The sequence below is a fragment of the Citrobacter sp. wls717 genome (assembly GCF_005280955.1).
Taxonomy (GTDB): Bacteria; Pseudomonadota; Gammaproteobacteria; order Enterobacterales; family Enterobacteriaceae; genus Citrobacter; species Citrobacter werkmanii.
The window spans coordinates 308945-331913 of sequence record NZ_SZWW01000001.1 but is presented as its reverse complement, the minus strand read 5'-3'; the positions used below and the strand labels follow the sequence as shown (position 1 = coordinate 331913).

The following is a 22969-nucleotide window of genomic DNA, read 5'->3' as shown; positions in this document are numbered from 1 at the left end:
GATTATTGGATAGCCACCCGTGCTTTAGCAGCATACTCTGCTAAAACATACCCGATTTTTATTATTTTGGAATAGCTAAATTTACATCCAGATAACAAATTCGTGTCTGGGGAGGGGAGGAAAGGTCGTAGGCCCGATAAGCAAAGCGCCATCGGGCAAAGGTGTTGCCGGATGGCAGCGTACACGCCTTATCCGGCCTACAAAAAACAAAACCCCCGAATTCACATTCGAGGGTTCATTGGCAATGCGCGAAGATTACGCTTCGATTGCCGCGCGCAGTTTTTTCATGGCGTTCTTTTCAAGCTGACGAACACGTTCAGCGGAAACGCCGTAGCGATCGGCCAGTTCCTGCAACGTCGACTTGTTGTCTTCGTCCAGCCAACGGGCGCGGATGATATCCTGGCTACGTTCGTCCAGACCTTCCATGGCGTGAGTCAGTTTGTTCGCGGCCTGATCTTCCCAGTTATCTTCTTCAATGCCATCGGCAAAGTTAGAGGATTTATCCTGCAGATACAGAACCGGCGCCATCGGCTGGCTGTCAGACTCGTCGTCTGAAGACATATCAAACGTCATGTCCTGCGCCGCCATACGGGATTCCATTTCGCGCACGTCTTTGCTGGAAACACCCAGCTCACGAGCCACCATTTCAACTTCGTCCTGGTTGAACCAACCCAGACGCTGCTTGGTTTTACGCAAGTTAAAGAACAGCTTACGCTGTGCTTTAGTGGTCGCGACTTTCACGATACGCCAGTTACGCAGAACGTATTCATGGATCTCAGCTTTGATCCAGTGCACGGCGAAAGAAACCAGGCGCACACCCACTTCCGGGTTGAAACGGCGCACGGCTTTCATCAGGCCGATATTACCTTCCTGAATCAGATCCGCCTGCGGCAGGCCATAGCCCGCGTAGTTACGAGCAATATGAACAACAAAGCGCAGGTGAGACAGGATCAGCGTTTTAGCTGCTTCCAGATCGCCCTGGTAATGCAGCTTTTCAGCCAGCGCCCGCTCCTCGTCAGCCGACAACATCGGCCACGCGTTCGCAGCCCGGATGTAAGACTCCAGGTTACCAACAGGGGCTAAAGCTAAATTTTGCATTTCTTTGGTCATTCAAATCCTCTCAATCTTTTCATCTGGCGCGTTGGCAAAAACTAATTAACAAAAACCAGTAGCAACAACCATGCCAGAGCTTATGAGCAACGAGAATATCATTCAATCTTTTATCAGACAGTGATTTTATCCACAAGTTCCATGTCGTAATGTGTATAGATTACGCACAAAATGTGACATCACAATGAATACGCCGGGAAGAGATAACAGGGACTCTTTCCCTGCAGAGCGAACTACTCAGTGCAGGGAAAGATTATACCAGAGATTTTTTAATCGGGGGTAAAGTGGCGTAAATGTTGAACCGTGGCAAGCCAGGCTGCCACCCAGCCGATCATTGAGCACACCAGCAGTAACAACAGGCACTCGTCGAATGATAAACCATTGATATCAAACTTAGTTCCAAATACCTGTGCCACTTCAGTCACCGCTGACGACAGACGCATCACCAAAATTTCTGACAAAATCAGTGAAAGAAATGCGCCGGAAAAACCGAGCAGCGCGCCGCCGTAAAGGAATGGGCGCAGGATAAATCCGTCGGTTGCGCCAATCAGCTTCTGCACGTTAATGGTATCGCGACGCGCAAAAATACTCAGGCGCACGCTGTTACCAATGACGAGGAAGACCGCCGCCACCATCAGCACGCCAATCATCGCGGATACGCGCCCCACGAGTCCCGTCAGCGCCGCCAGACGAGCAAACCAGCTGTCATCCATCCGCACTTCATCAATACCGTTGATTTGTGCAATACGGTCGCGCAGGGTGTTCAGCGACTCCGTCCCCTGGAAGTCCAGTTTCGGGATAACTACCGCTACGGCAGGAAGCGGGTTCTCTTCCAACATGTCCAGCGCGCCGCCAAAACCGGACCAGTTACGGAATTCGCCCAGCGCATCTTCGCGGGAAAGATAATTTACTTTCTCAACGCCCTGTTCGGCCTGCAACTGACCAACCACCCGCGCCGCCGCGTCATCATCCAGCGTTTTTTGCAGATAGACGGTGATTTGCGGCGAAGGATAATACTGGCTTGCCGCCTGGTTTACGTTTTTATAAACCATGTAGCACACGCTTGGCAGCGTCAGGGAGATGGCGATCACCATTACCGTGAGGAACGTCGCCAACGGCTTACTTTTCAAGTCCTGCAACGCGCCATGGAACGCATAGCGCACCTGCTCGTTAAAAACGTTGGTTTTACGTGAGTTCGGTTTTGGCGCGGCTTTCGCTCGTTTTGGCGCATTGCGACCACCGTCACCCGGCGCGCCGCCTGATTTACGAAAACGATCCAGTCGGCCACCGAACTGTTTAATTTGATTGATAGCGTCACGTCTATTCATGCGCCAGGCCTCCATGCAGGTGTCCATCACTCAGGACCAACTGGCGGTAGGAGCGACGGGAGATCAGTCCAATGTCATGCGTGGCCATTAATACCGTGACCCCGACGCGGTTAAACTCTTCGAACAGGCGCAGGATCCCTTCCGACAGCGCGTCATCCAGGTTCCCCGTCGGTTCATCCGCCAGCAGTACCGCAGGTTTATTCACCACCGCGCGGGCGATACCCACGCGCTGTTGTTCACCGCCAGAGAGCTGAATCGGGAAGTTTTTCGCTTTGTCCAACAGCCCGACCTTATCCAGTGCCGCTGACACGCGACGACGAATATCGTCCCCGCTGGCGCCCGCGATGATCAGCGGGATTGCCACGTTGTCAAATACGGTTCTGTCCATCAACAGGTGGTGATCCTGAAAAATCATGCCAATCTGACGACGCAGAAACGGCACTTCACGGTTTTTCAAACGGCTGATGTCATGCCCGCTGAAGTAGATTTTCCCGGCGCTGGGCCGTTCAATTCCACAGATCAGCTTCAGCAGGGTACTTTTACCCGCACCAGAGTGGCCGGTCAGAAACGCCATCTCGCCAGGCTGCATATGGAAGGTCACTCCCTGCAGCGCTTGTCTCCCACCGAGATAGGCCTTGCTGACATGTTCAAAGCGAATCATTGTTAATCCTCTCGGGCAAAAAGTGCCTCTATAAAATCGTCCGCTTTAAACGGACGTAAATCCTCGATACGTTCGCCCACACCAATATAGCGGATAGGGATGCCAAACTGATCGGCAACCGAGAAGATGACCCCACCCTTCGCCGTACCGTCCAGCTTGGTCAGGGTGATACCGGTTAAGCCCACCGCTTCATGGAACAGTTTGGCCTGGCTTATCGCATTCTGCCCGGTACTGGCGTCGATAGTCAGCATAACTTCATGCGGTGCCTCTTCGTCGAGCTTCTTCATAACGCGAACGATTTTTTTCAGTTCTTCCATCAGGTGCGATTTGTTCTGCAAACGCCCTGCGGTATCAGCGATCAGCACGTCTACGTTACGTGCCTTCGCGGCCTGGATGGCATCAAAGATAACGGAGGCGGAATCCGCACCGGTATGCTGTGCAATCACCGGAATATTGTTACGCTGACCCCAGACCTGTAACTGCTCTACCGCTGCCGCACGGAAGGTATCGCCCGCCGCCAGCATCACCGTTTTACCCTGCTGCTCAAACTGACGCGCCAGCTTACCAATGGTAGTCGTTTTACCCACGCCGTTTACGCCAACCATTAAGATAACAAATGGCGTTTTACCCTCGACGTTCAGCGGCTCATCAACCTTCGCCAGAATCTCGCCCATCTCATCTTTCAGCAGACCATACAGCGCTTCAGCATCTTTGAGCTGCTTGCGGCTAGCGCCTTCCGTCAGATTCGCAATAATCTTACGGGTCGTTTCTACGCCCACATCAGCAATCAGCAACTGCTCTTCCAGCTCTTCAAACAGATCATCGTCGATCTTTTTACCGCGGAACAGACTGATAAATCCGGAACCGAGGTTTTCTTTTGTTTTCAGCAGACTGCGTTTCAGACGCGCAAAGAAACCTTCTTTAGTTGGTTTTTCCTGCTCCTGGACCGCCTCTTCTTCTACCGGTTTTTCAACGGCAGGTTCTTCAACCGGCACCACCATGACGGCTTCTTCCGCCGCCTCGGCAGCCAGGGCCTGCGCTTCCAGTTCTTCGTCAGTCAGTTGCGGTTCGTTTTCGGCTTCTTCTTCAACCGCCTCGACGATTTCGACAGTTTCCGCTTCAGCCTGCCACTCTTCGGCAGAAACATCTGCGGTTTTCACCTCTTCCGGCAGCGGCAATTCTTCGCGTTCGATAACCGCCGCCGCAGGGGTTTCCACTTCAGGTTCAACAGTGGATTCAGCAACCGCCTCAGCCTCCGGCTGCGGTTGCCCGGCAACAGGCGCTGCTTCCGGCTGCAGTTTTTCGATTTCAGCAACTTGTTCCGTGACTTCAACAACTTCAGCAGCAAAGGCTTGTGTTTGTGCCTCGCTACGGGTTTCCTCGGCGCGCGGCTGTTCGTCAACGACGGTAGTTTCTTCAGCAACCGGTTGTTGTTCTTCGTTTTTTAGTTCTGTCTCGTTTTCCGGTGCCTGCTCTTTTTGACCAAAGCCCAGCCAGGAAAAAAAGCCACGTTTTTTCTCTTTCGCCATTTGCGACTACACTCCCCCGCTGTTGCTTCATGGCACAGCGTCAACGCTATGTACATAGCAGCTAAAAAAATGATGAAATAGTCTATCACTTATACCCAATGAATTTCGAGTTACGTCAAGGCGGCAAGCGCACGAATCCCGATGAGCTTACTTTTAGTAAGTGATTCGGGTGAGTAAGTGCAGCCAACGAAGAGGTAACTTGAAAGGCGACGGGTTAACTTAACTCACATCACCGCCTGGCATGACATGCTATAGGCGGATTGAGCAATAATAGAAATGAAAAAACCGAATCACTCTGGTAGCGGCCAGATCCGCATTATTGGCGGGCAATGGCGTGGCCGTAAACTCCCGGTTCCGGACAGCCCCGGCCTGCGCCCGACCACTGACCGCGTACGCGAAACCTTATTTAACTGGTTGGCCCCGGTAATGGTCGATGCACATTGCCTGGACTGCTTCGCCGGCAGCGGCGCGTTGGGGCTGGAAGCTCTCTCTCGCTATGCGGCAAATGCGACGCTTCTGGAGATGGATCGCGCGGTATCGCAGCAGTTGCAAAAGAATCTTGCTACGCTGAAGGCAAATCATGCCCGCGTCGTCAACACCAATACGCTGGCGTTTCTGGCCCAACCTGGTACGCCGCATAACGTGGTGTTCGTTGATCCGCCGTTTCGCAAAGGATTACTGGAAGAAACTTTAACGCTTCTGGAAACCCATGGTTGGCTGGCAGATGAAGCGTATATTTACGTTGAGAGCGAAGTCGAAAACGGCCTGCCGCCGGTTCCGGTAAACTGGTCGCTATACCGTGAAAAAGTGGCAGGACAGGTCGCCTACCGCCTGTATCAACGTGAAGCACAAGGAGAGCACGATGCTAATTAATCTGGGACGTCTGTTGATGCTCTGCGTCTGGGCATTTTTATTACTGAATATTTTCCAACCCTTCCCACGCCCGCTTAACATCTTCGTTAACGTCGCGCTGATCTTTATGGTGCTGATGCACGGCATGCAATTGGCGCTGCTAAAAAGCACCATGCCAAAAGATGGCCCGCAGATGACCAGCGGGGAGAAAATCCGCATTTTCCTGTTCGGCGTCTTTGAGCTGCTGGTCTGGCAGAAGAAGATTAAGGACCAGTTGAAGAAGTAACTGGGATGTTTTCGCCCGGCGGCGCGTTGCGAGCCGGGGCGACAAAATTTGTAGGCCGGATAAGGCGTAACCGCCATCCGGCATCAGTCAGATGAAACCTTAGCGTTCAGCCGTAAAATCAATAAAACGCGAACCTTTATAACTCAGCGTGCCCTTGTCTCCGACCGTTAGCGCATGGTACTGCCGGGCATCCAGGCGAAACGTCTGCTCCAGACCGCCGCTTTGCGGCTTAAAGCTGGCTTCATAGCGCATGCTGGTTCCTGCCGGGCTCACTTCCTGTTGACGGGATCGCCGATCGTTAAGTGGTTTTTCCCGCTTATTACTCACTACCACCTGCTTTTGCACCAGCGGTGCTGCATCGTTATCCGCTTTTTCACGCCGCTGCTGGACAAAGCGAAACGACGCGGCGACAACAATTAAGACAATGATAACAATGAAAAAAAGCGGCGGTTTGCTCATAGTATTAACCCATCAGAAAATGCGGAAATAAGCATACATTGCCTGTTATGGTGTTGTCATCTGGCAGTGTCGACCTCTACACTGAACAATAGAGCCGTAAGCACCCCGCTTACGAAAAAATAACGAATTCAAGGAACTAAGATGCTTTGGTCGTTTATCGCTGTCTGCCTTTCCGCATGGTTGTTCGTGGATGCTTCCTATCGTGGGCCCGCCTGGCAACGCTGGGTCTTTAAACCCCTCACTTTACTCCTGCTGGTGCTGCTGGCCTGGCAGGCGCCAATGTTTAACGCCATCAGCTATCTGGTGCTGGCAGGGCTGCTTGCCTCACTGCTGGGCGATGCGCTGACGCTGTTGCCGCGCCAACGTCTGCTCTACGCCGTGGGGGCGTTTTTTCTCTCGCACCTGCTGTATACCATCTACTTCGCCAGCCAAATGACGCTGTCGTTCTTCTGGCCTTTGCCATTGGTATTAGTGGTGCTGGGGGCGTTGCTGATCGCCATCATCTGGACACGGCTGGAAGAGCTGCGTTTAGCCATCTGTACTTTTATCGGCATCACGCTGATGATGGTCTGGATGGCGGGCGAACTGTGGTTCTTCCGTCCCACTGGCCCCGCGCTGTCGGCATTCCTCGGCGCCTCATTATTGTTCATCGGTAATTTTGTCTGGCTGGGTAGCCATTATCGCCGCCGCTTCCGCGCCGATAACGCCATTGCCGCCGCCTGCTACTTCGCCGGACATTTCCTGATTGTTCGTTCGTTGTATCTCTAATATCGCTTGACTCTGGAGTCGACTCCAGAGTGTATCCTTCGGTTAATACGAAATGATTATTAACCGGAGGATGCCATGTCGACGCCCGATGCCCCTGGCAAAAAAGCCCCACAATTTTCTTCTTTCAAGCCAGCGCCAGCCCCACAAAAGGCGGACGACTGCTGCTGCGAAGGAAGTTGCTCCACCCCAACCACCGTATCCGAAAGCGTAATGGGCACCCGTTATTCCTGGAAAGTGGCAGGAATGGACTGTGCCGCCTGCGCCCGAAAAGTGGAAAATGCGGTCCGCCAGGTGAGCGGCGTCAACCAGGTCCAGGTGCTGTTCGCCACCGAAAAACTGGTCGTCGACGCGGGTTTTGATATCCGTCAGCAAGTTGAAAGCGCGGTACAAAAGGCAGGTTATACCCTGCGCGATGAACAAGCGCCGGAAGCCGCCCCCGAATCACGTCTGAAAGAGAACCTGCCGCTGATTTCGCTGATAATCATGATGGCGATTAGCTGGGGGCTGGAGCAGTTCAATCATCCTTTCGGTCAGATAGCGTTTATCGCCACCACGCTGGTCGGCCTGTATCCCATTGCCCGCCAGGCCCTGCGTCTGATGAAAACCGGCAGCTACTTCGCCATTGAAACGTTGATGAGCGTGGCCGCGATTGGCGCACTGTTTATCGGCGCGACGGCGGAAGCCGCCATGGTGCTACTGCTGTTTTTAATTGGCGAGCGCCTGGAAGGGTGGGCCGCCAGCCGCGCCCGCAAAGGTGTCAGCGCATTGATGGCACTCAAGCCAGAAACCGCCACGCGCCTGCGTAATGGCGAACGCGAAGAGGTCGCAATCAATACGCTCCGGCCTGGCGATGTTATTGAAGTTGCCGCCGGTGGACGTTTACCCGCCGACGGTAAGCTGGTCTCCGGTTTTGCCAGCTTTGATGAAAGCGCCCTGACCGGCGAATCGATCCCGGTTGAACGCGCCACCGGCGAGAAAGTCCCGGCGGGGGCCACCAGCGTGGATCGTCTGGTTACGCTGGAAGTGCTCTCCGAGCCGGGCGCCAGCGCTATCGATCGCATTCTGAAGCTGATTGAAGAAGCGGAAGAACGCCGCGCCCCCATTGAGCGCTTTATTGACCGTTTCAGCCGAATTTATACCCCCGCTATTATGGCGGTTGCGCTGCTGGTTACCCTCGTCCCGCCGCTGCTGTTTGCCGGCTCCTGGCAGGAGTGGATTTATAAAGGACTGACGCTGTTGCTGATTGGCTGCCCGTGCGCGCTGGTTATCTCAACTCCCGCAGCGATTACCTCTGGTCTTGCGGCCGCGGCGCGTCGTGGCGCGTTAATCAAAGGCGGCGCCGCGCTGGAACAGTTGGGCAGAGTCACGCAGGTGGCGTTTGATAAAACCGGCACCCTGACCATCGGTAAACCGCGCGTGACGGCGATCCATCCGGCAAGCGGTATAAATGAGGCTGAACTGCTGGCGCTGGCAGCGGCGGTAGAGCAAGGCGCGACGCACCCACTGGCGCAGGCGATTGTTCGGGAAGCGCAAACGCGCGAGCTGACTATTCCTGTCGCGAAAGAACAGCGGGCGCTGGTTGGCTCCGGAATAGAAGCACTGGTCAACGGCGAGCGCGTGCTGATTTGCGCCGCCGGTAAGCAGCCTGCCGAAGCCTTTGCCGGACAGATAAGCGAGCTGGAAAGCGCGGGCCAGACTGTGGTGCTAGTGCTGCGTAACGATACCGTTCTCGGCGTACTGGCCCTACAGGATACGTTGCGCGACGACGCCCGCACTGCCATCAGCGAGCTCAATCAGATCGGCGTGAAAGGGGTGATCCTGACCGGTGATAACCCACGCGCGGCAGCAGCCATTGCCGGGGAGCTGGGACTGGAATTCAAAGCAGGATTAATGCCGGAGGATAAGGTGCGGGCCGTTACCTCTCTCAACCAACAGTCGCCGCTGGCAATGGTCGGCGACGGCATCAACGACGCCCCGGCGATGAAAGCGGCGACCATCGGCATTGCCATGGGTAGCGGAACCGACGTCGCCCTGGAAACCGCCGATGCCGCCCTGACCCACAACCGTCTGCGTGGCCTGGTGCAAATGATTCAACTGGCGCGCGCCACCCATGCCAATATTCGCCAGAACATTGCGATTGCGCTGGGTTTGAAGGGGATTTTCCTCGTCACCACGCTGCTCGGGATAACCGGACTGTGGCTGGCGGTGCTGGCTGATACGGGGGCGACGGTGCTGGTGACCGCGAACGCGTTGCGGTTGTTGCGTAAAGGATAATGTGTGTGCCGGATACGGCGTTGCCTTATCCGGCCTACAGGTTACACCGTCTTTGTAGGTGGCGCTTCGCTTAATGACCTTTGCGCACTAAATAGCGGTAAGGCAGCGAGTCGGTCTCTTTAGCTACCAGTTCATGCTCCATAAAGGTACAGAAGCCGGGAATGTCGCGGGTTGTCGCCGGATCGTCGGCGACAATCAGCAGCGTTTCACCCGCCTGCATACCGCGCACAGTTTTACGCACCATCATTACAGGTTCCGGGCAGCGTAGTCCCTGAGCATCAAGCGTATGGTCGGGAGAGGTAAACAGATCGCTCATCGTAGTCTCATTCATGCAAAAACGGCGTTATTTTACGCTCTGTTGTGGCGTAAGCCAATCAGGTTAACGATTGCGTGAAAAACAACCATTGCAATGTGCTCTTAAAGCAGTATCATGCGACGGTTTTTTATTGGGTTCCCTCACCCCATCCAACAAAAAGGTCACAATATGACTCCGTTTACACAATCTCAGCGCGTAAAAGCGTTGTTTTGGCTATCGCTATTTCATCTGCTGGTGATCACCTCCAGCAACTATCTGGTACAGCTACCGATCTCCATTTTTGGTTTCCATACCACATGGGGCGCTTTTAGCTTTCCGTTTATTTTCCTCGCGACCGACCTGACCGTGCGTATTTTTGGCGCGCCGTTGGCACGACGTATCATCTTTGCGGTGATGATCCCCGCGCTGCTGATCTCCTATGTTGTTTCATCACTGTTCTATATGGGATCGTGGCAGGGATTCGGCGCGCTGCTGCACTTTAACCTGTTTGTCGCCCGTATCGCCGCCGCCAGCTTTATGGCTTACGCGCTGGGACAAATTCTGGATGTACATGTCTTTAACCGCCTGCGTCAGAGCCGTCGCTGGTGGCTGGCGCCGACGGCTTCCACGCTGTTTGGCAACATCAGCGATACGTTGGCCTTTTTCTTTATCGCTTTCTGGCGCAGCCCGGATGCCTTTATGGCCGAGCACTGGATGGAAATCGCGCTGGTCGACTACTGCTTCAAGGTACTGATCAGCATTATTTTCTTCCTGCCGATGTACGGCGTGCTGCTGAATATGTTACTGAAAAGGTTGGCAGATAAATCTGAAATATCTGCATTGCAGACGAGTTAAAGGTTCATTTTCCGAGTTGTGATAATATGGTCGAATGAGCCGTTATGGCCGTTTATCGAAAGGAAGAAGTCAATGCGCAATCTGGTTAAATATGTCGGTATTGGCCTGCTGGTTATGGGGCTTGCGGCCTGTGATAATAGCGATACAAAAGCGCCAGCAGAAGGTGCTGCCGCAGAGAGTAGCGCCACCGGACAACCGGTCAGCCTGCTGGACGGCAAACTCAGTTTTTCCCTGCCAGCGGATATGACCGATCAGAGCGGCAAGCTGGGTACCCAGGCAAACAATATGCACGTATATTCTGACGCAACCGGCCAGAAAGCGGTGATTGTGATTGTCGGCGACAATACCAACGAAGATCTTGCCGTACTGGCAAAACGTCTGGAAGATCAGCAGCGTAGCCGCGACCCGCAGTTGCAGGTCGTCACCAATAAATCTATTGAGCTGAAAGGCCACACGCTGCAACAGTTAGACAGCATCATCTCGGCCAAAGGCCAGACCGCTTACTCTTCCGTGGTGCTGGGTAAAGTGGACAACCAACTGCTGACGCTGCAAATTACGCTGCCTGCTGACGATCAGCAAAAAGCGCAAACGACCGCAGAAAACATCATTAACACGCTGGTTATCCAGTAACGGTTAAGACGATGACTCGGCCTCCGGTGACGCCACCTGAGGCCGTTTTTTTAGCCGCCAGGTTAGCAGTAGCGCCACCGCCACCAGCCCGGCCGCCGCCAGGTAGATAACCGGTACGCCCGCCCACGTCATGACCAGCCCGGCCAGCGGCCCGGTAACGCCCAGCGATAAATCCATAAACACCGTATAGGTCGCCAGCGCGGCGCCCTGATTTTGCTGCGGGACGGCTTTTACCGCCACCACGCCCAGCGCCGGGAAGACCAACGAGAACCCGGCACCTGCCAGCAGAACGCCGATTTTAGCCATCCACGGCATGGAGGCCATGCCCACCAGCAGCAGTCCAACAATCTCGACGCTAAAGCAGATCATCGCGACATTGAGCCCACCTAACCGGTTGATACCATTTGGGAATAACAAGCGAGTACCCACAAATGTACAGCTAAAAAGTGTCAGCGCAAAAGCTGCGCCGTCCCAGCCTTTAGCATCATAAAACAGCGTGATAAAGGTGGCGATCACACCAAATCCGGCGGAGGCCAGCGCCAGCGCCATCCCGTACAACCAAACGCGCCCGAGCACAGCGCGAAACGGTAACGGCTTGCCTTTGCTGGCCTTCACCGCCGGTCGAGGGAGCGCCAAAAGTATCGCCAGCAGCGCCACGCCCATCACGGTCAGCGCCAGTCCCTGTAAGCCACCCCAGGCGTAACACAATACGCCCAGCGGAGCGCCTATCGCCATCGCGCCATAGGTCACGATGCCGTTCCACGAAATCACCCGTCCGATATGCATTGAGCCAACAACCCCTACGCCCCATAGCGTAGAGCCGGTACCGGCAAAGCTTTGCCCGATGCCCAGAATCACCCGCCCGATGCATAACAGCAACAAACTTACCAGCGGCCAACCTTGGGTTGAGCCTGCCAGCAGGTAACCCAGGCCACTTAAAAAGCAGCCGCACAGTCCGAATACCACGATTTTTTTCGGCCCCAGCAGATCGGCATAGCGACCGGCATGAGGGCGGCTCAGCAGCGTGGCGAAATATTGCAGGCTGATGACCAGTCCCGCCCAGAAGGCGCTAAATCCCATCACATCATGGACATAGCCGGGCAATACCGCGAGCGGCAGGCCGATGGTCAGATAGCTGGCGAAGTTAAACATCACCACCGAAACAATGCGCAGATTAAGGCGCAAACCGCTTAACGTCGGTTCAGCGACGGGTTCGGGCATGGAAGGTCACCACATTTTCACAACAGTGTTTCATTTCTACCATGTTGCAGACCATAAATCAGCAGCCAGTTTAGGAATAACAGACGCAAGCCAACCGCTACACTTAATGCAAAAACGCAAACAGGAAGAAAACATGACAACCGCTCAGCCCGATAAAACGGGTATGCATATTCTGCTCAAACTGGCCGCTTTGGTGGTGATCCTCGCGGGCATCCATGCCGCGGCGGATATCATTGTGCAACTGTTGCTGGCGCTCTTTTTTGCCATCGTATTGAACCCGCTGGTCACCTGGTTTATTCGCCGGGGTGTGCGTCGCCCGGTAGCCATTACGTTAGTGGTCGTGGTAATGCTGATTGTTCTTACGGCGCTGGTTGGCGTGCTGGCATCGTCGATCACTGAGTTCATGGCCATGCTGCCAAAATACAATAAGGAGCTGACGCGCAAAGTTCTGTATCTGCAAGAAATGGTCCCCTTTCTGAACCTGCATATGTCCCCGGAGCGCATGCTGCAACGGATGGACTCCGACAAACTGATGACCTTCACCACCACACTAATGACGAGTCTTTCCGGCGCCATGGCCAGCGTCGTCCTGTTGGTAATGACGGTCGTCTTTATGCTGTTTGAAGTGCGCCATGTTCCTTATAAGCTGCGCTTCGCGTTAAACAATCCGCAAATTCATATTGCGGGGCTGCATCGGGCGCTGAAAGGCGTTTCACACTATCTGGCGCTGAAAACGTTACTCAGCTTATGGACCGGCGCCATTGTCTGGCTGGGGCTGGCGTTGATGGGGATTCAGTTTGCTCTGATGTGGGGCGTGCTGGCATTCCTGCTAAACTACGTGCCCAACATTGGCTCGGTCATTTCCGCCGTCCCGCCCATGATTCAGGCGTTGCTGTTCAACGGCATTTACGAATGCGTGCTGGTTGGCGCGCTGTTTCTGGTCGTGCATATGGTGATTGGTAATATTCTCGAACCCCGTATGATGGGGCACCGCCTGGGATTATCGACGCTGATCGTCTTTCTCTCCCTGTTGGTATGGGGATGGCTGCTCGGCCCGGTCGGCATGTTACTCTCCGTGCCGTTAACCAGCGTGTGTAAAATCTGGATGGAAACCACCAAAGGCGGCAGCAAACTGGCAATTTTGCTCGGACCTGGCAGGCCCAAAAGTCGATTACCGGGATAAACTTGCAAATGGCACGTGAAGAATGATACACAACCCCATTATTACTAAAGGTTAGTCCTGATATGTATCAGCTCGTTCTTGGGAAAGTTTCTGTTTTAAGCGCTGGCGAACTGCCTGCCGCGATGAAAGAGCAAGCGCCGCAAGGTGCTCGCCGGGCACGCTGGCTGGCAGGCCGTGTGCTGCTTTCCCATGCCCTTTCGCCATTGCCGGACATTGTCTACGGCGAGCAAGGAAAACCCGCCTTTCCCGCTGATACGCCGCTGTGGTTCAATCTCAGCCATAGCGGCGATGACATCGTCCTGCTGCTCAGCGACGAAGGGGAAGTCGGCTGCGATATTGAAGTTATTCGCCCCCGCGATAACTGGCAGTCGCTGGCAAATACGGTATTCAGTCTTGGGGAACATGCTGAAGTTGAAGCCGAACGCCCGGAGCAACAGCTGGCGGCGTTCTGGCGCATCTGGACGCGCAAAGAAGCCATAGTAAAACAGCGTGGCGGCAGCGCCTGGCAAATCGTCAGCGTCGATAGCACCGCGCTGACCTCCTCACTCTCCGTCAGCCAGTGCCAGATCGATACCCTGAGCCTGGCGGTGTGCACCCCCACGCCATTTACCCTGACCGCCGACGCCGTGCAGCGTCTGGAAGCCTTAGCGTAAATCTTCCGGGAAGTTTTTCGGCAACTCACTCGCCGCGCAGGCAATCACGTCGTCATTATCTGCCCCGCAGTCGCGCACGAAGGTGATGGTCGCGAACTCATCAATCACCTCGGTTGGATACGCCGGACCCGCATCGCGATACGACATCATCAGCGGAATATGATCATTCTGGAAGCACACCGTTTTTTCCGGATTGTTGATCACCCAGCGCGGGAAAAAGATGGTGCCGTGAAAGAGTTTGTCACCCAGGTTTACGATCAGGCTGACGTCGGTCCCGGTCGGTTCGGTCCAGGAAATTTTATAAACACTCGCCCCTACCCGCACAATATACGCCCGCTGATCTTTCACCCAACGATTACCCACAATACCGCTGTGAATGCGGTAATCCAGCGTGGTCTCATTTTTTACGTAAATCTCGTAATTCCAGCCATTATCGTAGGTATAGACCAGATGTTTGCCGACAAATCCGCTCAAATCATGTTTATCAAAAGCGCTCATATTCGTTCTCCTCTTACTTGATGCGAGGATCTTAACGCTTCAAAAATTGGATGAATAACGCTATGTTTACATCATATTCATTCAATTTTTAGATGAGTTATGCACAAAACAACCCTTGAGCAATGGGCCCTGTTGGAGAAAGTGGTGGAACTGGGCAGCTTTGCGAAAGCCGCGGAAGAGACCAACCGTAGCCAGTCATCGGTAAGCTACAATCTGGCGCTATTGCAGGAGCGACTCGGCGTGACGCTGCTGACGCCGGAAGGCCGCAGGGCGGTGTTGACCCCGGCGGGCGAGCTGTTGCTAGCTCAGGTCAAACCGTTACTGAAGGCCTTTTTATGGGTGGAGACCCGGGCAGCAACGCTGCAAAACGGCACGCGAACACGGCTGGATTTGCTGGTAGATAGCATCTTCCCACGCAGACGCCTGTTCGCAATCCTCAAACAGTTTCAGCAGGCGTGGCCGCAAACGCAGGTGCGGCTGACCGAGGTACTGGAAAATGCAGACGACAGGCTGGCAGCGCATGCCGATGCGGACGTAATGGTCCTGACCCGGCGTCAGGATGTGACCGGGCGTGGTGAATGGCTGATGAACATTGACTTCGTGGCCGTTGCCCATCGCGATCACCCACTCTGCACGCTGAATGCGCCGCTGGATGAAGACGCATTACGCGCGTGGCCACTGATTCGCATTGCCGATCGCGACAACCCGCAGCAACCGGTTCGCGATGCCTGGACCTTCTCTACCATTGATGCCGCGATTGATGCAGTGATGTATCAGGTCGGTTACGGCTGGCTGCCTGAGGAGCGTATTCAGACGCAACTGGCCCAGGGGCTTTTACGTCCGCTGCCGTTAAGCCATGGCGCTCGCCGCGCCACGCCGCTGCATCTGATCGTTAAAGATACTCTCGCGCCGCTGGATGAGCAGGTGAGCACGCTACTGCGTTTATTGCGGGAGCATTAACCTTTTCCCCAGAGGCCGAACGTGTGTTACAAAATACGCTAATTCCCGCATTCTCTGTGCGTCAACGCGCCACATGAAAGGTTAATTGCAGATGCAACGAGTCACCATTACCCTCGATGACGATTTACTGGAAACGCTCGACGGCCTGAGCCAGCGCCGTGGCTACAACAACCGTTCCGAAGCGATCCGCGATATTCTGCGCGGGGCGCTGGCGCAAGAAACCACCCAGGAGCACGGCACCCAGGGCTTCGCGGTACTCTCGTATGTTTATGAGCATGAGAAGCGCGACCTGGCGAGCCGTATTGTTTCCACCCAGCACCACCACCATGATTTATCGGTCGCCACATTACATGTGCATATCAACCATGACGACTGCCTGGAAATCGCCGTGCTGAAAGGCGACATGGGCGATGTACAGCATTTTGCCGATGACGTCATTTCCCAGCGCGGCGTACGCCACGGTCATTTGCAGTGCCTGCCGAAAGAAGAGTGATTGCCTGTTTCGTTGCCGGATGGCGGCTGCGCCTTATCCGGCCTACAGACGGTAACGGACGTAGGCCGGGCAAGCGAAGCGCCCCCGGCAATGATGATTACGCCATCGTGCCGATCGTCTTGCGAAAACGCAGCAGCGCTATCAGGAAGAACGCACCGCCAATCGCCAGCAGCGTCAGGAACTGCGGCCAGACGATGCTAAACCCGGCCCCGCGATAAAGTATCGCCTGCGCGAGGCTGACAAAGTGGGTGGTCGGCATGGTCAACATAATGTCCTGCACCGCCTGCGGCATGCTTTCACGCGGCGTGGAGCCGCCGGAGAGCATCTGTAACGGCAGTAGCACCAGAATCATCAGCAGCCCCAGTTGCGGCATGGAACGCGCCAGCGTACCCATAAAAATGCCGATCGAGGTGGTGGCGAACAGGCTCAGCGCCACGCCCAGCATAAACAGCGGTATCGAGCCTTCAATTGGCACCCCGAGCACGCCTTTTACCATCAGCATCAGCGACAGACCGGAAACCACCAGCACCACCAGTCCCATCGACCAGATTTTCGCCATCATTATCTCAAACGGTGTCACCGGCATCACCAGCAGGTGCTCAATGGTCCCATGTTCGCGCTCGCGGATCAGCGCCGACCCGGTAAGCACAATCGCCAGCATAGTGATGTTGTTGATGATCGCCATTACCGCGCCAAAGCGGGCTGGCTCCAGATTGGGGTTAAAGCGCATTCGCATTTCCAGCGCCACCGGCGGCTCATTATTGTCGCGGTAACGCGCCACAAAACTATTCACTTCACCGCTAATGATATTCTGGATATAGCTGTTGCCGGTGAAGGCCTGGCTCATCCGCGTGGCATCGACGTTGACCTGGATATCCGGCTGTCGCCCGGCCAGCACATCACGCTGAAAATCAGGCGGAATGTTCACGGCGAAGGTGTAGCGACCGGCATCCAGCCCGGCATCCATCTCATCGGCGGTGATCATCTCCGGCGGCAAAAACCACGGGCGATAAAAGCTGTTCACAATCCGGTTCGACAACTGCGACTGGTCCATATCCGCGATGGCAATCGGCGCCAGATGCAACGACCCCGGCAGGACAGTTGCGGAGGAGTAAACCGAAATCGTGAAGGCGAAAACGATCAGCGTCAGCATCGCTTTGTCACCCAGCAGACTGCGTAACTCTTTGATGCCAAGGTTATAAATATTGCGTAATCGGCGCATCACCCCTCCTGTTTTTTCAGCAGTAATACGCTCAGACCAACCACTACCGGAATGGCGATTGCCAGCGGGATAAATAGCTGCCAAAGATCCGCCAGATCCAGCGCTTTAGAGAACGTCCCGCGCGCAATGGTCAGAAAATGGCTGGTCGGATAAATTTCACCAATCCAGCGTCCCGGCCCTTCCAACGAGGCCACCGGATCGATCATCCCGGAAAACTGCGTCGCCGGGATCAGCGTAATAATCGCCGTACCAAAAATGGCGGCGATCTGGCTTTTCATAAACGTAGAGATTAACAAGCCCAGTCCGGTAGCAATGGTGACGTACAGCAGCGCGGCCAGCGTCAGCGTTAAAAAGCTGCCCTTATGTGGGACGCCGAAGACAAACACCGACAGCGCACATAGCAGCAGGAAGTTCAGCATTCCCAGCACGATGTAAGGCAACTGTTTGCCGAGCAAAAACTCGCTGCGGGTGGTGGGCGTAACGTACAGGTTGATAATCGACCCCAGCTCTTTTTCGCGCACCACACTGAGTGCGCTGAGCATGGAGGGAATCATCATCAACAGCAGCGGGATCACCGCCGGAACAATCGCCGGCAGGCTCTTCACATCCGGGTTGTAACGATAGCGCGTCTCGATGGTCATCAGCCCGTTTTTTCCACTGGCATTGGGCTGACGCGCCATCACATCCTGCAGCCAGGTCTGGTGCATCGCCTGTACATAGCCTCTGACCGTTTCTGCGCGGCTCGGCATCGCCCCATCAACCCAGACGCCAATCTTCACCGGCGTTCCACGCGCGATATCGCGGCCAAAATTGGGCGGGATTTCAATGGCTACCGCCACCTCGCCCGAACGCATCCGTTTGTCCAGTTCGTCATAACTGGTGAGCGGCGGCTGCTCGATAAAATAGCGCGACCCCGCCAGATTCAACGTCCACGCCTGGCTACTGACGGTCTGGTCACGATCGAGCACCGAAAAACGCAGGTTTTCCACATCCATACTGATGCCGTAGCCCATAATCAGCATCAGGATCACCGTCCCCATCAGCGCCAGCGTGGAGCGCACCGGATCGCGTCGCAGCTCCAGCGCTTCACGCCGGCTGTAGCTGAACAAACGCCGCAGGCTAAAGCCCTGGCGTGGCGGCTGATTATTTTCATGTACCACCGGCGCATCCGCTTGCGAAAGCGTCGTCTCCGGCGCCGGGCCTGCGGCCTCCTGTAACCAGGAGATAAACGCCTCTTCCAGACTGGCGGCACCGCGCTGCTTCACCAGTTCCTGCGGCGTGCCGCTGGCCAGCACTTTTCCGGCGTGCATCAGCGACATGCGATCGCAGCGCTCCGCTTCGTTCATAAAGTGGGTGGAGATAAAAATGGTCACTTTATCCTGCCGCGACAAATCGACCATCAATTGCCAGAACATGTCCCTCGCCACCGGATCGACTCCGGAGGTCGGCTCATCAAGAATGAGCATTTCCGGGCGATGAATCACCGCCACCGCCAGCGACAGGCGTTGACGGATCCCCAACGGCAGCGCGCCGGGCAACGCGTCTTCGACATCGGTCAGGCTAAAGCGCTCGCTCATCTCTTGTACGCGCTCAGGGATTTCTGCCTCAGGGATATGGAACAGCCGCGCGTGTAGTTCGAGGTTTTGCCGCACGGTCAGCTCGCTGTAGAGCGAGAACGCCTGTGACATATAGCCTACCCGGCGGCGGGTATCGATATTCTTCGGATCAACCGCTTGCCCAAACAGCCATGCCTCGCCTTCGCTTGCGGGCAGCAGTCCGGTGAGCATCTTCATGGTGGTAGATTTGCCGCAGCCATTGGAGCCGAGAAAACCGAAGATTTCCCCGCGCGGAATGCGAAAGTTAACGTGGTCAACGGCGACGAACTTGCCGAAGCGCATGGTCAAATCTTTCGCCTCAATGGCAATCTCTTCCCGCTCAGCGTGATACGGCGGGATCACCACCGGTTTGTGTGCCTGACGCTGGGCTTCAGGTAACAGCGCGATAAACGCCTGCTCCAGCGTGTCGCTGGCGGTTTTTTCGCGTAGCTGCTGCGCGCTCCCGGTGGCTAACACTTCCCCGGCGTTCATCGCCACCAGCCAGTCAAAGCGCTCGGCTTCTTCCATGTAGGCGGTCGCAACCAGCACGCTCATGTTGGTCTGGCGCTGGCGAATACTGTCAATCAGATCCCAGAACTGAGCGCGGGACAGGGGGTCGACCCCGGTGGTGGGTTCATCGAGAATTAATAGCTCCGGGTCGTGGATCAACGCGCAGCACAGCCCCAGCTTTTGTTTCATCCCCCCCGAGAGTTTCCCGGCAGGACGATCGCGAAACGGCGCCAGACCGGTACTGTTCAGTAGCTCGGTAATCCGCGCTTCGCGCTCCGCTTTATCATGACCAAACAGGCGGGCAAAGAAATCAACGTTCTCATACACCGACAGCGTGTGGTACAGGTTTTTCCCCAGCCCCTGCGGCATCCAGGCAATGCGCGGGCAGACATCCCGGCGGTGCTGCGGGTCGCGCATATCGCCGCCCAGCACCATCACGTTGCCGTGTTCAATGACCCGCGCGCCGGAGATGAGCGACAACAAGCTCGATTTCCCCACGCCATCCGGGCCAATCAACCCCACCATGCAACGGGCGGGAATATCCAGCGTGATATTGTTCAGCGCGACCGTTTTCCCGTAATGCTGACTCACGCCGTCAAGGTGCGCCACGGGAGGAACAGGAACCAGCGCCAGATGCGTCATTGCGGCAACCTCACCATCAGGTCGTCAGGCCAGGCGCGATTTTCATCGACACGCACCCACGCCATGCCCGGCAGACCGGTTTTCACGTACTCGAGATGCTGCTGCAACAGCTCTGGCGGGATACGCGCTTTGACGCGAAACATCAGCTTCAGCCGTTCATCGCTGGTTTCCACCGTTTTCGGCGTGAACTGCGCGACGCTGGCCACAAAGCTGATGGTCGCCGGAATGCGCAGATCCGGCGCGGCATCCAGCACCAGTCGCGCTTCGCCGCCAATCTTCAGTAAGCCAGCCTGTTCGGTAGGTAAGAAGAACGTCATGTAGACATCGCTGAGATCGACCATATTCAGCACGCGCCCACCCGCGGAAAGCACTTCGCCCGGTTCGGCTACGCGATACTGTACGCGACCGTCGCGCGGAGCTTTCAGCTCGCTGTCATCAATATCAGCGGCAATGCGACGTTCGGTAGCCTGCGCGGCTTCTACGCGGGTCTGCGCCTGAATGATGCTGGTACGAGCGGCTTCAATCGCCGCTTTGGCCGCAGAGACCTGCGCCTTTGCCGACTCCAGCGCGGCGCGTGCGCTTTCTGCCGCGGCCCGATCGTCATCCAGTTGTTGCTCGGACACCGCCCCTCGCTGGGATAGCGAACGGGAACGCACGTGACGTTTAGAGACCGACTGCAGTTCCGCCTCACGCTGTTTTACCACCGACTGCGCGGCGCGCATTTCACTTTGCCGCTGTTCCAGCAACGCCCGCGCCGCCGCCACCGCGCTTTCGGCTTCTTTGATTTGCGCGATCGCCTCCAGCCGCTGTTCCTGCAGCACGCGGGTATCCATTTTCGCCAGCACCTCGCCCTGACGGACAAACTGCCCTTCCGAAACGAGGATGGTATCAATACGCCCGGCAATCTTAGTGGCAATATCCACTTCGGTGGCTTCAATTCTGCCGTTGCTGGCTGCAAACCCCTCCGGTATTCCCGCAGGGCGCAGCGTCCACCAGGCTATCGCGGCCACCACCACAAGAACACCCGCTCCCCACCACATCAGATGACGCTTAAACTTATCCATATTCGACCCGCCGTAATCCCTGTTATCAAACGTTGCGTGTCACAAAGCCCACTGAACAGCTATTCAGCGGGAGATTCCATCCGGGATGAGAAGGAATGAAAAACAATGGCCATTGAGCGAGCAGGCGTTAAGGCAACGCGCGCCACGAAGGAAGTGAATGACGAAAATGCTGTGAAATCGGGTAGTAATGTTGTCATCATCAGCGTTCCTGGCCGGAAATGAAACACGCATACTCATAACTGCTGTCTATTGAATACTAACACCTGGATTCAAGATGTCTATTCGGTTGTAGTGGGGATATCGCCGCCGACCAAGCATGTCCAGTGATCCGCTCACCGGACACGTTCTGGGTTTAATAAACCTGCTGGTAAAGCCGCAACGCATCATCTTCATTAAGCGTAACGGGATTATTGCCCAGCAAGCGGGTCTGCTGCATGGCATCCTGCGCCAATATCGCCAGACCGTCTGCGGGAACACCAACGTCACGCAGCCTGTTGGGCGCCCCGGTTGCCGCAATAATGCTTACCATCCCGGCAATAAACGACTGGGCATCGATATCCACGTTTCCTGTCACCTGTGCCCCAATGACGGGAGCCAGCTCGGCATAAAGTGGGGCCGTTACCGCCACGTTAAACTGCAGCACCGGAACCAACATTAGCGCATTCGACAAGCCGTGCGGGATATGGTGTCTGGCACCCAAGGGATAAGCCAGTGCATGCACCGCCGCCACCGGAGAGTTAGCGAAAGCCTGTCCTGCCAGCATCGCGCCCAGCAGCACATTTTCTCGCGCTTCACGGTTGTGCCCGTCACGACATGCGGTCACCAGATGGCGACTGATTAAACGTAACGCTTCGCGGGCCAGCGCGTCCGAGAGTGGGTTTTTCTTATGCTTGCCGGTATAGGCCTCAATCGCATGCACCATCGCATCTATCCCGGCGGCGGCAGTATGGACAGGAGGAAGTCCCAGGGTCAGTTGCGCATCCAATAGCACCAAATCACCATACAGTTGCGGGGAGACAATGCCCATTTTGCTGTCATCGTTGGTCGTCAAAATTGCAATATTGGTAACTTCAGACCCGGTGCCGGCGGTGGTGGGAATGTTAACCAGCGGTAGACGTTTCCCGGCGACCTTGTCGATGCCGTAAAGCTCCGGCAGGTCTTGTTCAGAGTTGATTAATACAGCCACCAGCTTTGCGACATCGAGCGAGGAGCCGCCGCCCAGACCAATAACCATTTCGCAGTTACCGTCGCGGGCAACCTGTAAAGCTTCGCGAACGAGGCGCTCGTGTGGATCGGGCTGGACCCGATCATACAGCGTCACCTGAAACCCTGCGTTGTGCAGACTGTGCAGAACCGGCGGCAAAACCCCAGCCTTGACCAGACCGGGATCGGTCACCAGCAATACACGACGTGCGCTAAACCGTTGCTGAAGAATCTCCCCTAACCGTGACGCACCCGCCCACTCGACGATGATTTCCGCTACCGTCGTAAACGCAAAATCCTTCATGACATTTTTCATTGGGGTATTCCTTGCAGTAAAAATGGACAGCTTTTAGCAATGCGGTTCATCAGGAGGAATGTGAAAGCTTTTCACCTCTTTACGCTCCAACATCGGGGCAATAATGCCAGTGCCAATTCGTTGAAAATGTTCCGTTTTCCGGTGAAGTTCGAGCCCCTCTGCGCAACGATAGGTTTCAAGAATCACAAAGCGATCGCCGTCTTCCGTGGAACGGAAAAACTCATACGATATATTTTCAGGCTCCTGACGCGTTGCCTCTGCCAGTATTCTGAGCGCGTCGTTAACTTTGTGACCCATCGTCGGTTGGGCAAAATAATGTGCAACGACAAACAGCTGCGTGTTTTCCATTTTTGGCTCCCGGT

23 protein-coding genes and 1 pseudogene are annotated in these 22969 nt (G+C 55.5%); 11 read left to right on the top strand and 13 right to left on the bottom strand.

Annotated elements, in window-relative coordinates:
- Window positions 1-255 precede the first annotated feature (255 nt).
- The 4 genes from rpoH to ftsY all read right to left on the bottom strand — a co-directional run bounded on the left by rpoH (window position 256) and on the right by ftsY (window position 4628).
- Window positions 256-1110, bottom strand: coding sequence for an RNA polymerase sigma factor RpoH (rpoH, locus tag FDX09_RS01555; protein WP_038634997.1), 855 nt, complete (start codon window positions 1108-1110; stop codon window positions 256-258).
- A 269-nt stretch (window positions 1111-1379) separates the two neighbouring features.
- Window positions 1380-2438: a permease-like cell division protein FtsX gene (gene ftsX / locus FDX09_RS01550; RefSeq protein WP_038635001.1), complete on the bottom strand. Its 1059-nt coding sequence runs from the start codon at window positions 2436-2438 to the stop codon at window positions 1380-1382.
- A complete protein-coding gene (gene ftsE / locus FDX09_RS01545) occupies window positions 2431-3099 on the bottom strand; it encodes a cell division ATP-binding protein FtsE (protein ID WP_006687468.1) in 669 nt (222 codons plus the stop codon). The genes ftsX and ftsE overlap by 8 nt, the downstream gene beginning before the upstream one ends.
- Window positions 3100-3101: 2 nt before the next feature.
- Window positions 3102-4628, bottom strand: coding sequence for a signal recognition particle-docking protein FtsY (gene ftsY, locus FDX09_RS01540; protein WP_085049033.1), 1527 nt, complete (start codon window positions 4626-4628; stop codon window positions 3102-3104).
- Between the two features lie 276 nt (window positions 4629-4904).
- Between ftsY and rsmD the strand changes: the two genes are divergently transcribed.
- Both rsmD and FDX09_RS01530 read left to right on the top strand, forming a co-directional pair.
- Window positions 4905-5501 carry a 16S rRNA (guanine(966)-N(2))-methyltransferase gene (gene rsmD / locus FDX09_RS01535; protein ID WP_038635007.1) on the top strand — a complete coding sequence of 199 codons (597 nt, stop codon included), beginning with the start codon at window positions 4905-4907 and terminating at the stop codon, window positions 5499-5501.
- On the top strand, window positions 5491-5766 hold the full coding sequence (locus FDX09_RS01530; RefSeq protein WP_042311836.1) for a DUF1145 family protein: 276 nt from the start codon (window positions 5491-5493) through the stop codon (window positions 5764-5766). Before rsmD ends, FDX09_RS01530 begins: the two co-directional genes overlap by 11 nt.
- Before the next feature lie 99 nt (window positions 5767-5865).
- On the opposite strand, the gene FDX09_RS01525 is transcribed toward FDX09_RS01530, so the two are convergent.
- On the bottom strand, window positions 5866-6225 hold the full coding sequence (locus tag FDX09_RS01525; RefSeq protein ID WP_038635012.1) for a DUF2500 domain-containing protein: 360 nt from the start codon (window positions 6223-6225) through the stop codon (window positions 5866-5868).
- A 141-nt stretch (window positions 6226-6366) separates the two neighbouring features.
- On the opposite strand from FDX09_RS01525, the gene FDX09_RS01520 reads away from it, so the two are divergent.
- Together FDX09_RS01520 and zntA are read left to right on the top strand one after the other, a co-directional pair.
- A complete protein-coding gene (locus FDX09_RS01520) occupies window positions 6367-6993 on the top strand; it encodes a lysoplasmalogenase (RefSeq protein ID WP_137346694.1) in 627 nt (208 codons plus the stop codon).
- A gap of 75 nt (window positions 6994-7068) precedes the next feature.
- A complete protein-coding gene (zntA, locus tag FDX09_RS01515; protein WP_137346693.1) occupies window positions 7069-9267 on the top strand; it encodes a Zn(II)/Cd(II)/Pb(II) translocating P-type ATPase ZntA in 2199 nt (732 codons plus the stop codon).
- Between the two features lie 70 nt (window positions 9268-9337).
- Here the strand turns inward: zntA and tusA are convergent, their stop codons facing one another.
- Entirely contained in the window at window positions 9338-9583 is a 246-nt protein-coding gene (gene tusA, locus FDX09_RS01510; protein ID WP_038635021.1) for a sulfurtransferase TusA, read from the bottom strand.
- A 168-nt stretch (window positions 9584-9751) separates the two neighbouring features.
- Between tusA and FDX09_RS01505 the strand changes: the two genes are divergently transcribed.
- Both FDX09_RS01505 and FDX09_RS01500 read left to right on the top strand, forming a co-directional pair.
- On the top strand, window positions 9752-10417 hold the full coding sequence (locus tag FDX09_RS01505) for a 7-cyano-7-deazaguanine/7-aminomethyl-7-deazaguanine transporter (protein ID WP_038635023.1): 666 nt from the start codon (window positions 9752-9754) through the stop codon (window positions 10415-10417).
- Window positions 10418-10489: 72 nt separating this feature from the next.
- Complete coding sequence (locus tag FDX09_RS01500; RefSeq protein ID WP_016154847.1) at window positions 10490-11047, top strand: DcrB family lipoprotein; 558 nt, start codon at window positions 10490-10492, stop codon at window positions 11045-11047.
- A 3-nt stretch (window positions 11048-11050) separates the two neighbouring features.
- Here the strand turns inward: FDX09_RS01500 and FDX09_RS01495 are convergent, their stop codons facing one another.
- Entirely contained in the window at window positions 11051-12268 is a 1218-nt protein-coding gene (locus FDX09_RS01495) for an MFS transporter (protein ID WP_087856265.1), read from the bottom strand.
- Window positions 12269-12401: 133 nt separating this feature from the next.
- Here FDX09_RS01495 and FDX09_RS01490 point away from each other — a divergent pair, with 133 nt between their 5' ends.
- Entirely contained in the window at window positions 12402-13451 is a 1050-nt protein-coding gene (locus FDX09_RS01490; protein WP_032940622.1) for an AI-2E family transporter, read from the top strand.
- 62 nt (window positions 13452-13513) lie between these two features.
- On the top strand, window positions 13514-14104 hold the full coding sequence (gene acpT / locus FDX09_RS01485; protein ID WP_038635032.1) for a 4'-phosphopantetheinyl transferase AcpT: 591 nt from the start codon (window positions 13514-13516) through the stop codon (window positions 14102-14104).
- Here the strand turns inward: acpT and FDX09_RS01480 are convergent.
- The gene (locus FDX09_RS01480) at window positions 14096-14602 is read right to left on the bottom strand and encodes a phenolic acid decarboxylase (RefSeq protein WP_121529659.1); all 507 of its coding nucleotides are present in this window, start codon (window positions 14600-14602) and stop codon (window positions 14096-14098) included. The two genes, acpT and FDX09_RS01480, sit on opposite strands and share 9 nt — an antisense overlap.
- Window positions 14603-14701: 99 nt before the next feature.
- Here FDX09_RS01480 and FDX09_RS01475 point away from each other — a divergent pair, with 99 nt between their 5' ends.
- The 3 genes and pseudogenes from FDX09_RS01475 (at window position 14702) to nikR (ending at window position 16055) form a co-directional block, all read left to right on the top strand.
- Window positions 14702-15562 (top strand): LysR family transcriptional regulator, encoded by an 861-nt coding sequence (locus FDX09_RS01475; RefSeq protein WP_038635037.1) that lies wholly within the window; start codon window positions 14702-14704, stop codon window positions 15560-15562.
- A pseudogene (nikE, locus tag FDX09_RS23815) lies at window positions 15559-15639 on the top strand (nickel import ATP-binding protein NikE); the annotation flags it as partial. The gene FDX09_RS01475 and the pseudogene nikE, both read left to right, overlap by 4 nt.
- Window positions 15640-15653: 14 nt before the next feature.
- Window positions 15654-16055 carry a nickel-responsive transcriptional regulator NikR gene (nikR, locus tag FDX09_RS01470; protein WP_006687486.1) on the top strand — a complete coding sequence of 134 codons (402 nt, stop codon included), beginning with the start codon at window positions 15654-15656 and terminating at the stop codon, window positions 16053-16055.
- Window positions 16056-16152: 97 nt separating this feature from the next.
- Here nikR and FDX09_RS01465 read toward each other — a convergent pair whose 3' ends face one another.
- From FDX09_RS01465 to FDX09_RS01445, 5 genes are all read right to left on the bottom strand, one after another.
- Window positions 16153-17277, bottom strand: coding sequence for an ABC transporter permease (locus FDX09_RS01465; protein ID WP_038635040.1), 1125 nt, complete (start codon window positions 17275-17277; stop codon window positions 16153-16155).
- Window positions 17277-20024, bottom strand: a complete 2748-nt coding sequence (gene rbbA / locus FDX09_RS01460) for a ribosome-associated ATPase/putative transporter RbbA (protein ID WP_137346692.1) — start codon at window positions 20022-20024, stop codon at window positions 17277-17279. The genes FDX09_RS01465 and rbbA overlap by 1 nt, the downstream gene beginning before the upstream one ends.
- Complete coding sequence (locus tag FDX09_RS01455; RefSeq protein ID WP_069323767.1) at window positions 20021-21088, bottom strand: HlyD family efflux transporter periplasmic adaptor subunit; 1068 nt, start codon at window positions 21086-21088, stop codon at window positions 20021-20023. Before FDX09_RS01455 ends, rbbA begins: the two co-directional genes overlap by 4 nt.
- Window positions 21089-21440: 352 nt before the next feature.
- Window positions 21441-22607, bottom strand: coding sequence for an iron-containing alcohol dehydrogenase (locus FDX09_RS01450; protein WP_137346691.1), 1167 nt, complete (start codon window positions 22605-22607; stop codon window positions 21441-21443).
- 33 nt (window positions 22608-22640) lie between these two features.
- A complete protein-coding gene (locus FDX09_RS01445) occupies window positions 22641-22955 on the bottom strand; it encodes a putative quinol monooxygenase (protein WP_137346690.1) in 315 nt (104 codons plus the stop codon).
- Window positions 22956-22969 lie beyond the last annotated feature (14 nt).

Bases quoted from the DNA above. Each gene is read 5' to 3' on its own strand.
- rpoH (WP_038634997.1), bottom strand. From the start codon at position 1,110: ATGACCAAAGAAATGCAAAATTTAGCTTTAGCCCCTGTTGGTAACCTG.
- ftsX (WP_038635001.1), bottom strand. From the start codon at position 2,438: ATGAATAGACGTGACGCTATCAATCAAATTAAACAGTTCGGTGGCCGA.
- ftsE (WP_006687468.1), bottom strand. From the start codon at position 3,099: ATGATTCGCTTTGAACATGTCAGCAAGGCCTATCTCGGTGGGAGACAA.
- ftsY (WP_085049033.1), bottom strand. From the start codon at position 4,628: ATGGCGAAAGAGAAAAAACGTGGCTTTTTTTCCTGGCTGGGCTTTGGT.
- rsmD (WP_038635007.1), top strand. From the start codon at position 4,905: ATGAAAAAACCGAATCACTCTGGTAGCGGCCAGATCCGCATTATTGGC.
- FDX09_RS01530 (WP_042311836.1), top strand. From the start codon at position 5,491: ATGCTAATTAATCTGGGACGTCTGTTGATGCTCTGCGTCTGGGCATTT.
- FDX09_RS01525 (WP_038635012.1), bottom strand. From the start codon at position 6,225: ATGAGCAAACCGCCGCTTTTTTTCATTGTTATCATTGTCTTAATTGTT.
- FDX09_RS01520 (WP_137346694.1), top strand. From the start codon at position 6,367: ATGCTTTGGTCGTTTATCGCTGTCTGCCTTTCCGCATGGTTGTTCGTG.
- zntA (WP_137346693.1), top strand. From the start codon at position 7,069: ATGTCGACGCCCGATGCCCCTGGCAAAAAAGCCCCACAATTTTCTTCT.
- tusA (WP_038635021.1), bottom strand. From the start codon at position 9,583: ATGAGCGATCTGTTTACCTCTCCCGACCATACGCTTGATGCTCAGGGA.
- FDX09_RS01505 (WP_038635023.1), top strand. From the start codon at position 9,752: ATGACTCCGTTTACACAATCTCAGCGCGTAAAAGCGTTGTTTTGGCTA.
- FDX09_RS01500 (WP_016154847.1), top strand. From the start codon at position 10,490: ATGCGCAATCTGGTTAAATATGTCGGTATTGGCCTGCTGGTTATGGGG.
- FDX09_RS01495 (WP_087856265.1), bottom strand. From the start codon at position 12,268: ATGCCCGAACCCGTCGCTGAACCGACGTTAAGCGGTTTGCGCCTTAAT.
- FDX09_RS01490 (WP_032940622.1), top strand. From the start codon at position 12,402: ATGACAACCGCTCAGCCCGATAAAACGGGTATGCATATTCTGCTCAAA.
- acpT (WP_038635032.1), top strand. From the start codon at position 13,514: ATGTATCAGCTCGTTCTTGGGAAAGTTTCTGTTTTAAGCGCTGGCGAA.
- FDX09_RS01480 (WP_121529659.1), bottom strand. From the start codon at position 14,602: ATGAGCGCTTTTGATAAACATGATTTGAGCGGATTTGTCGGCAAACAT.
- FDX09_RS01475 (WP_038635037.1), top strand. From the start codon at position 14,702: ATGCACAAAACAACCCTTGAGCAATGGGCCCTGTTGGAGAAAGTGGTG.
- nikR (WP_006687486.1), top strand. From the start codon at position 15,654: ATGCAACGAGTCACCATTACCCTCGATGACGATTTACTGGAAACGCTC.
- FDX09_RS01465 (WP_038635040.1), bottom strand. From the start codon at position 17,277: ATGCGCCGATTACGCAATATTTATAACCTTGGCATCAAAGAGTTACGC.
- rbbA (WP_137346692.1), bottom strand. From the start codon at position 20,024: ATGACGCATCTGGCGCTGGTTCCTGTTCCTCCCGTGGCGCACCTTGAC.
- FDX09_RS01455 (WP_069323767.1), bottom strand. From the start codon at position 21,088: ATGGATAAGTTTAAGCGTCATCTGATGTGGTGGGGAGCGGGTGTTCTT.
- FDX09_RS01450 (WP_137346691.1), bottom strand. From the start codon at position 22,607: ATGAAAAATGTCATGAAGGATTTTGCGTTTACGACGGTAGCGGAAATC.
- FDX09_RS01445 (WP_137346690.1), bottom strand. From the start codon at position 22,955: ATGGAAAACACGCAGCTGTTTGTCGTTGCACATTATTTTGCCCAACCG.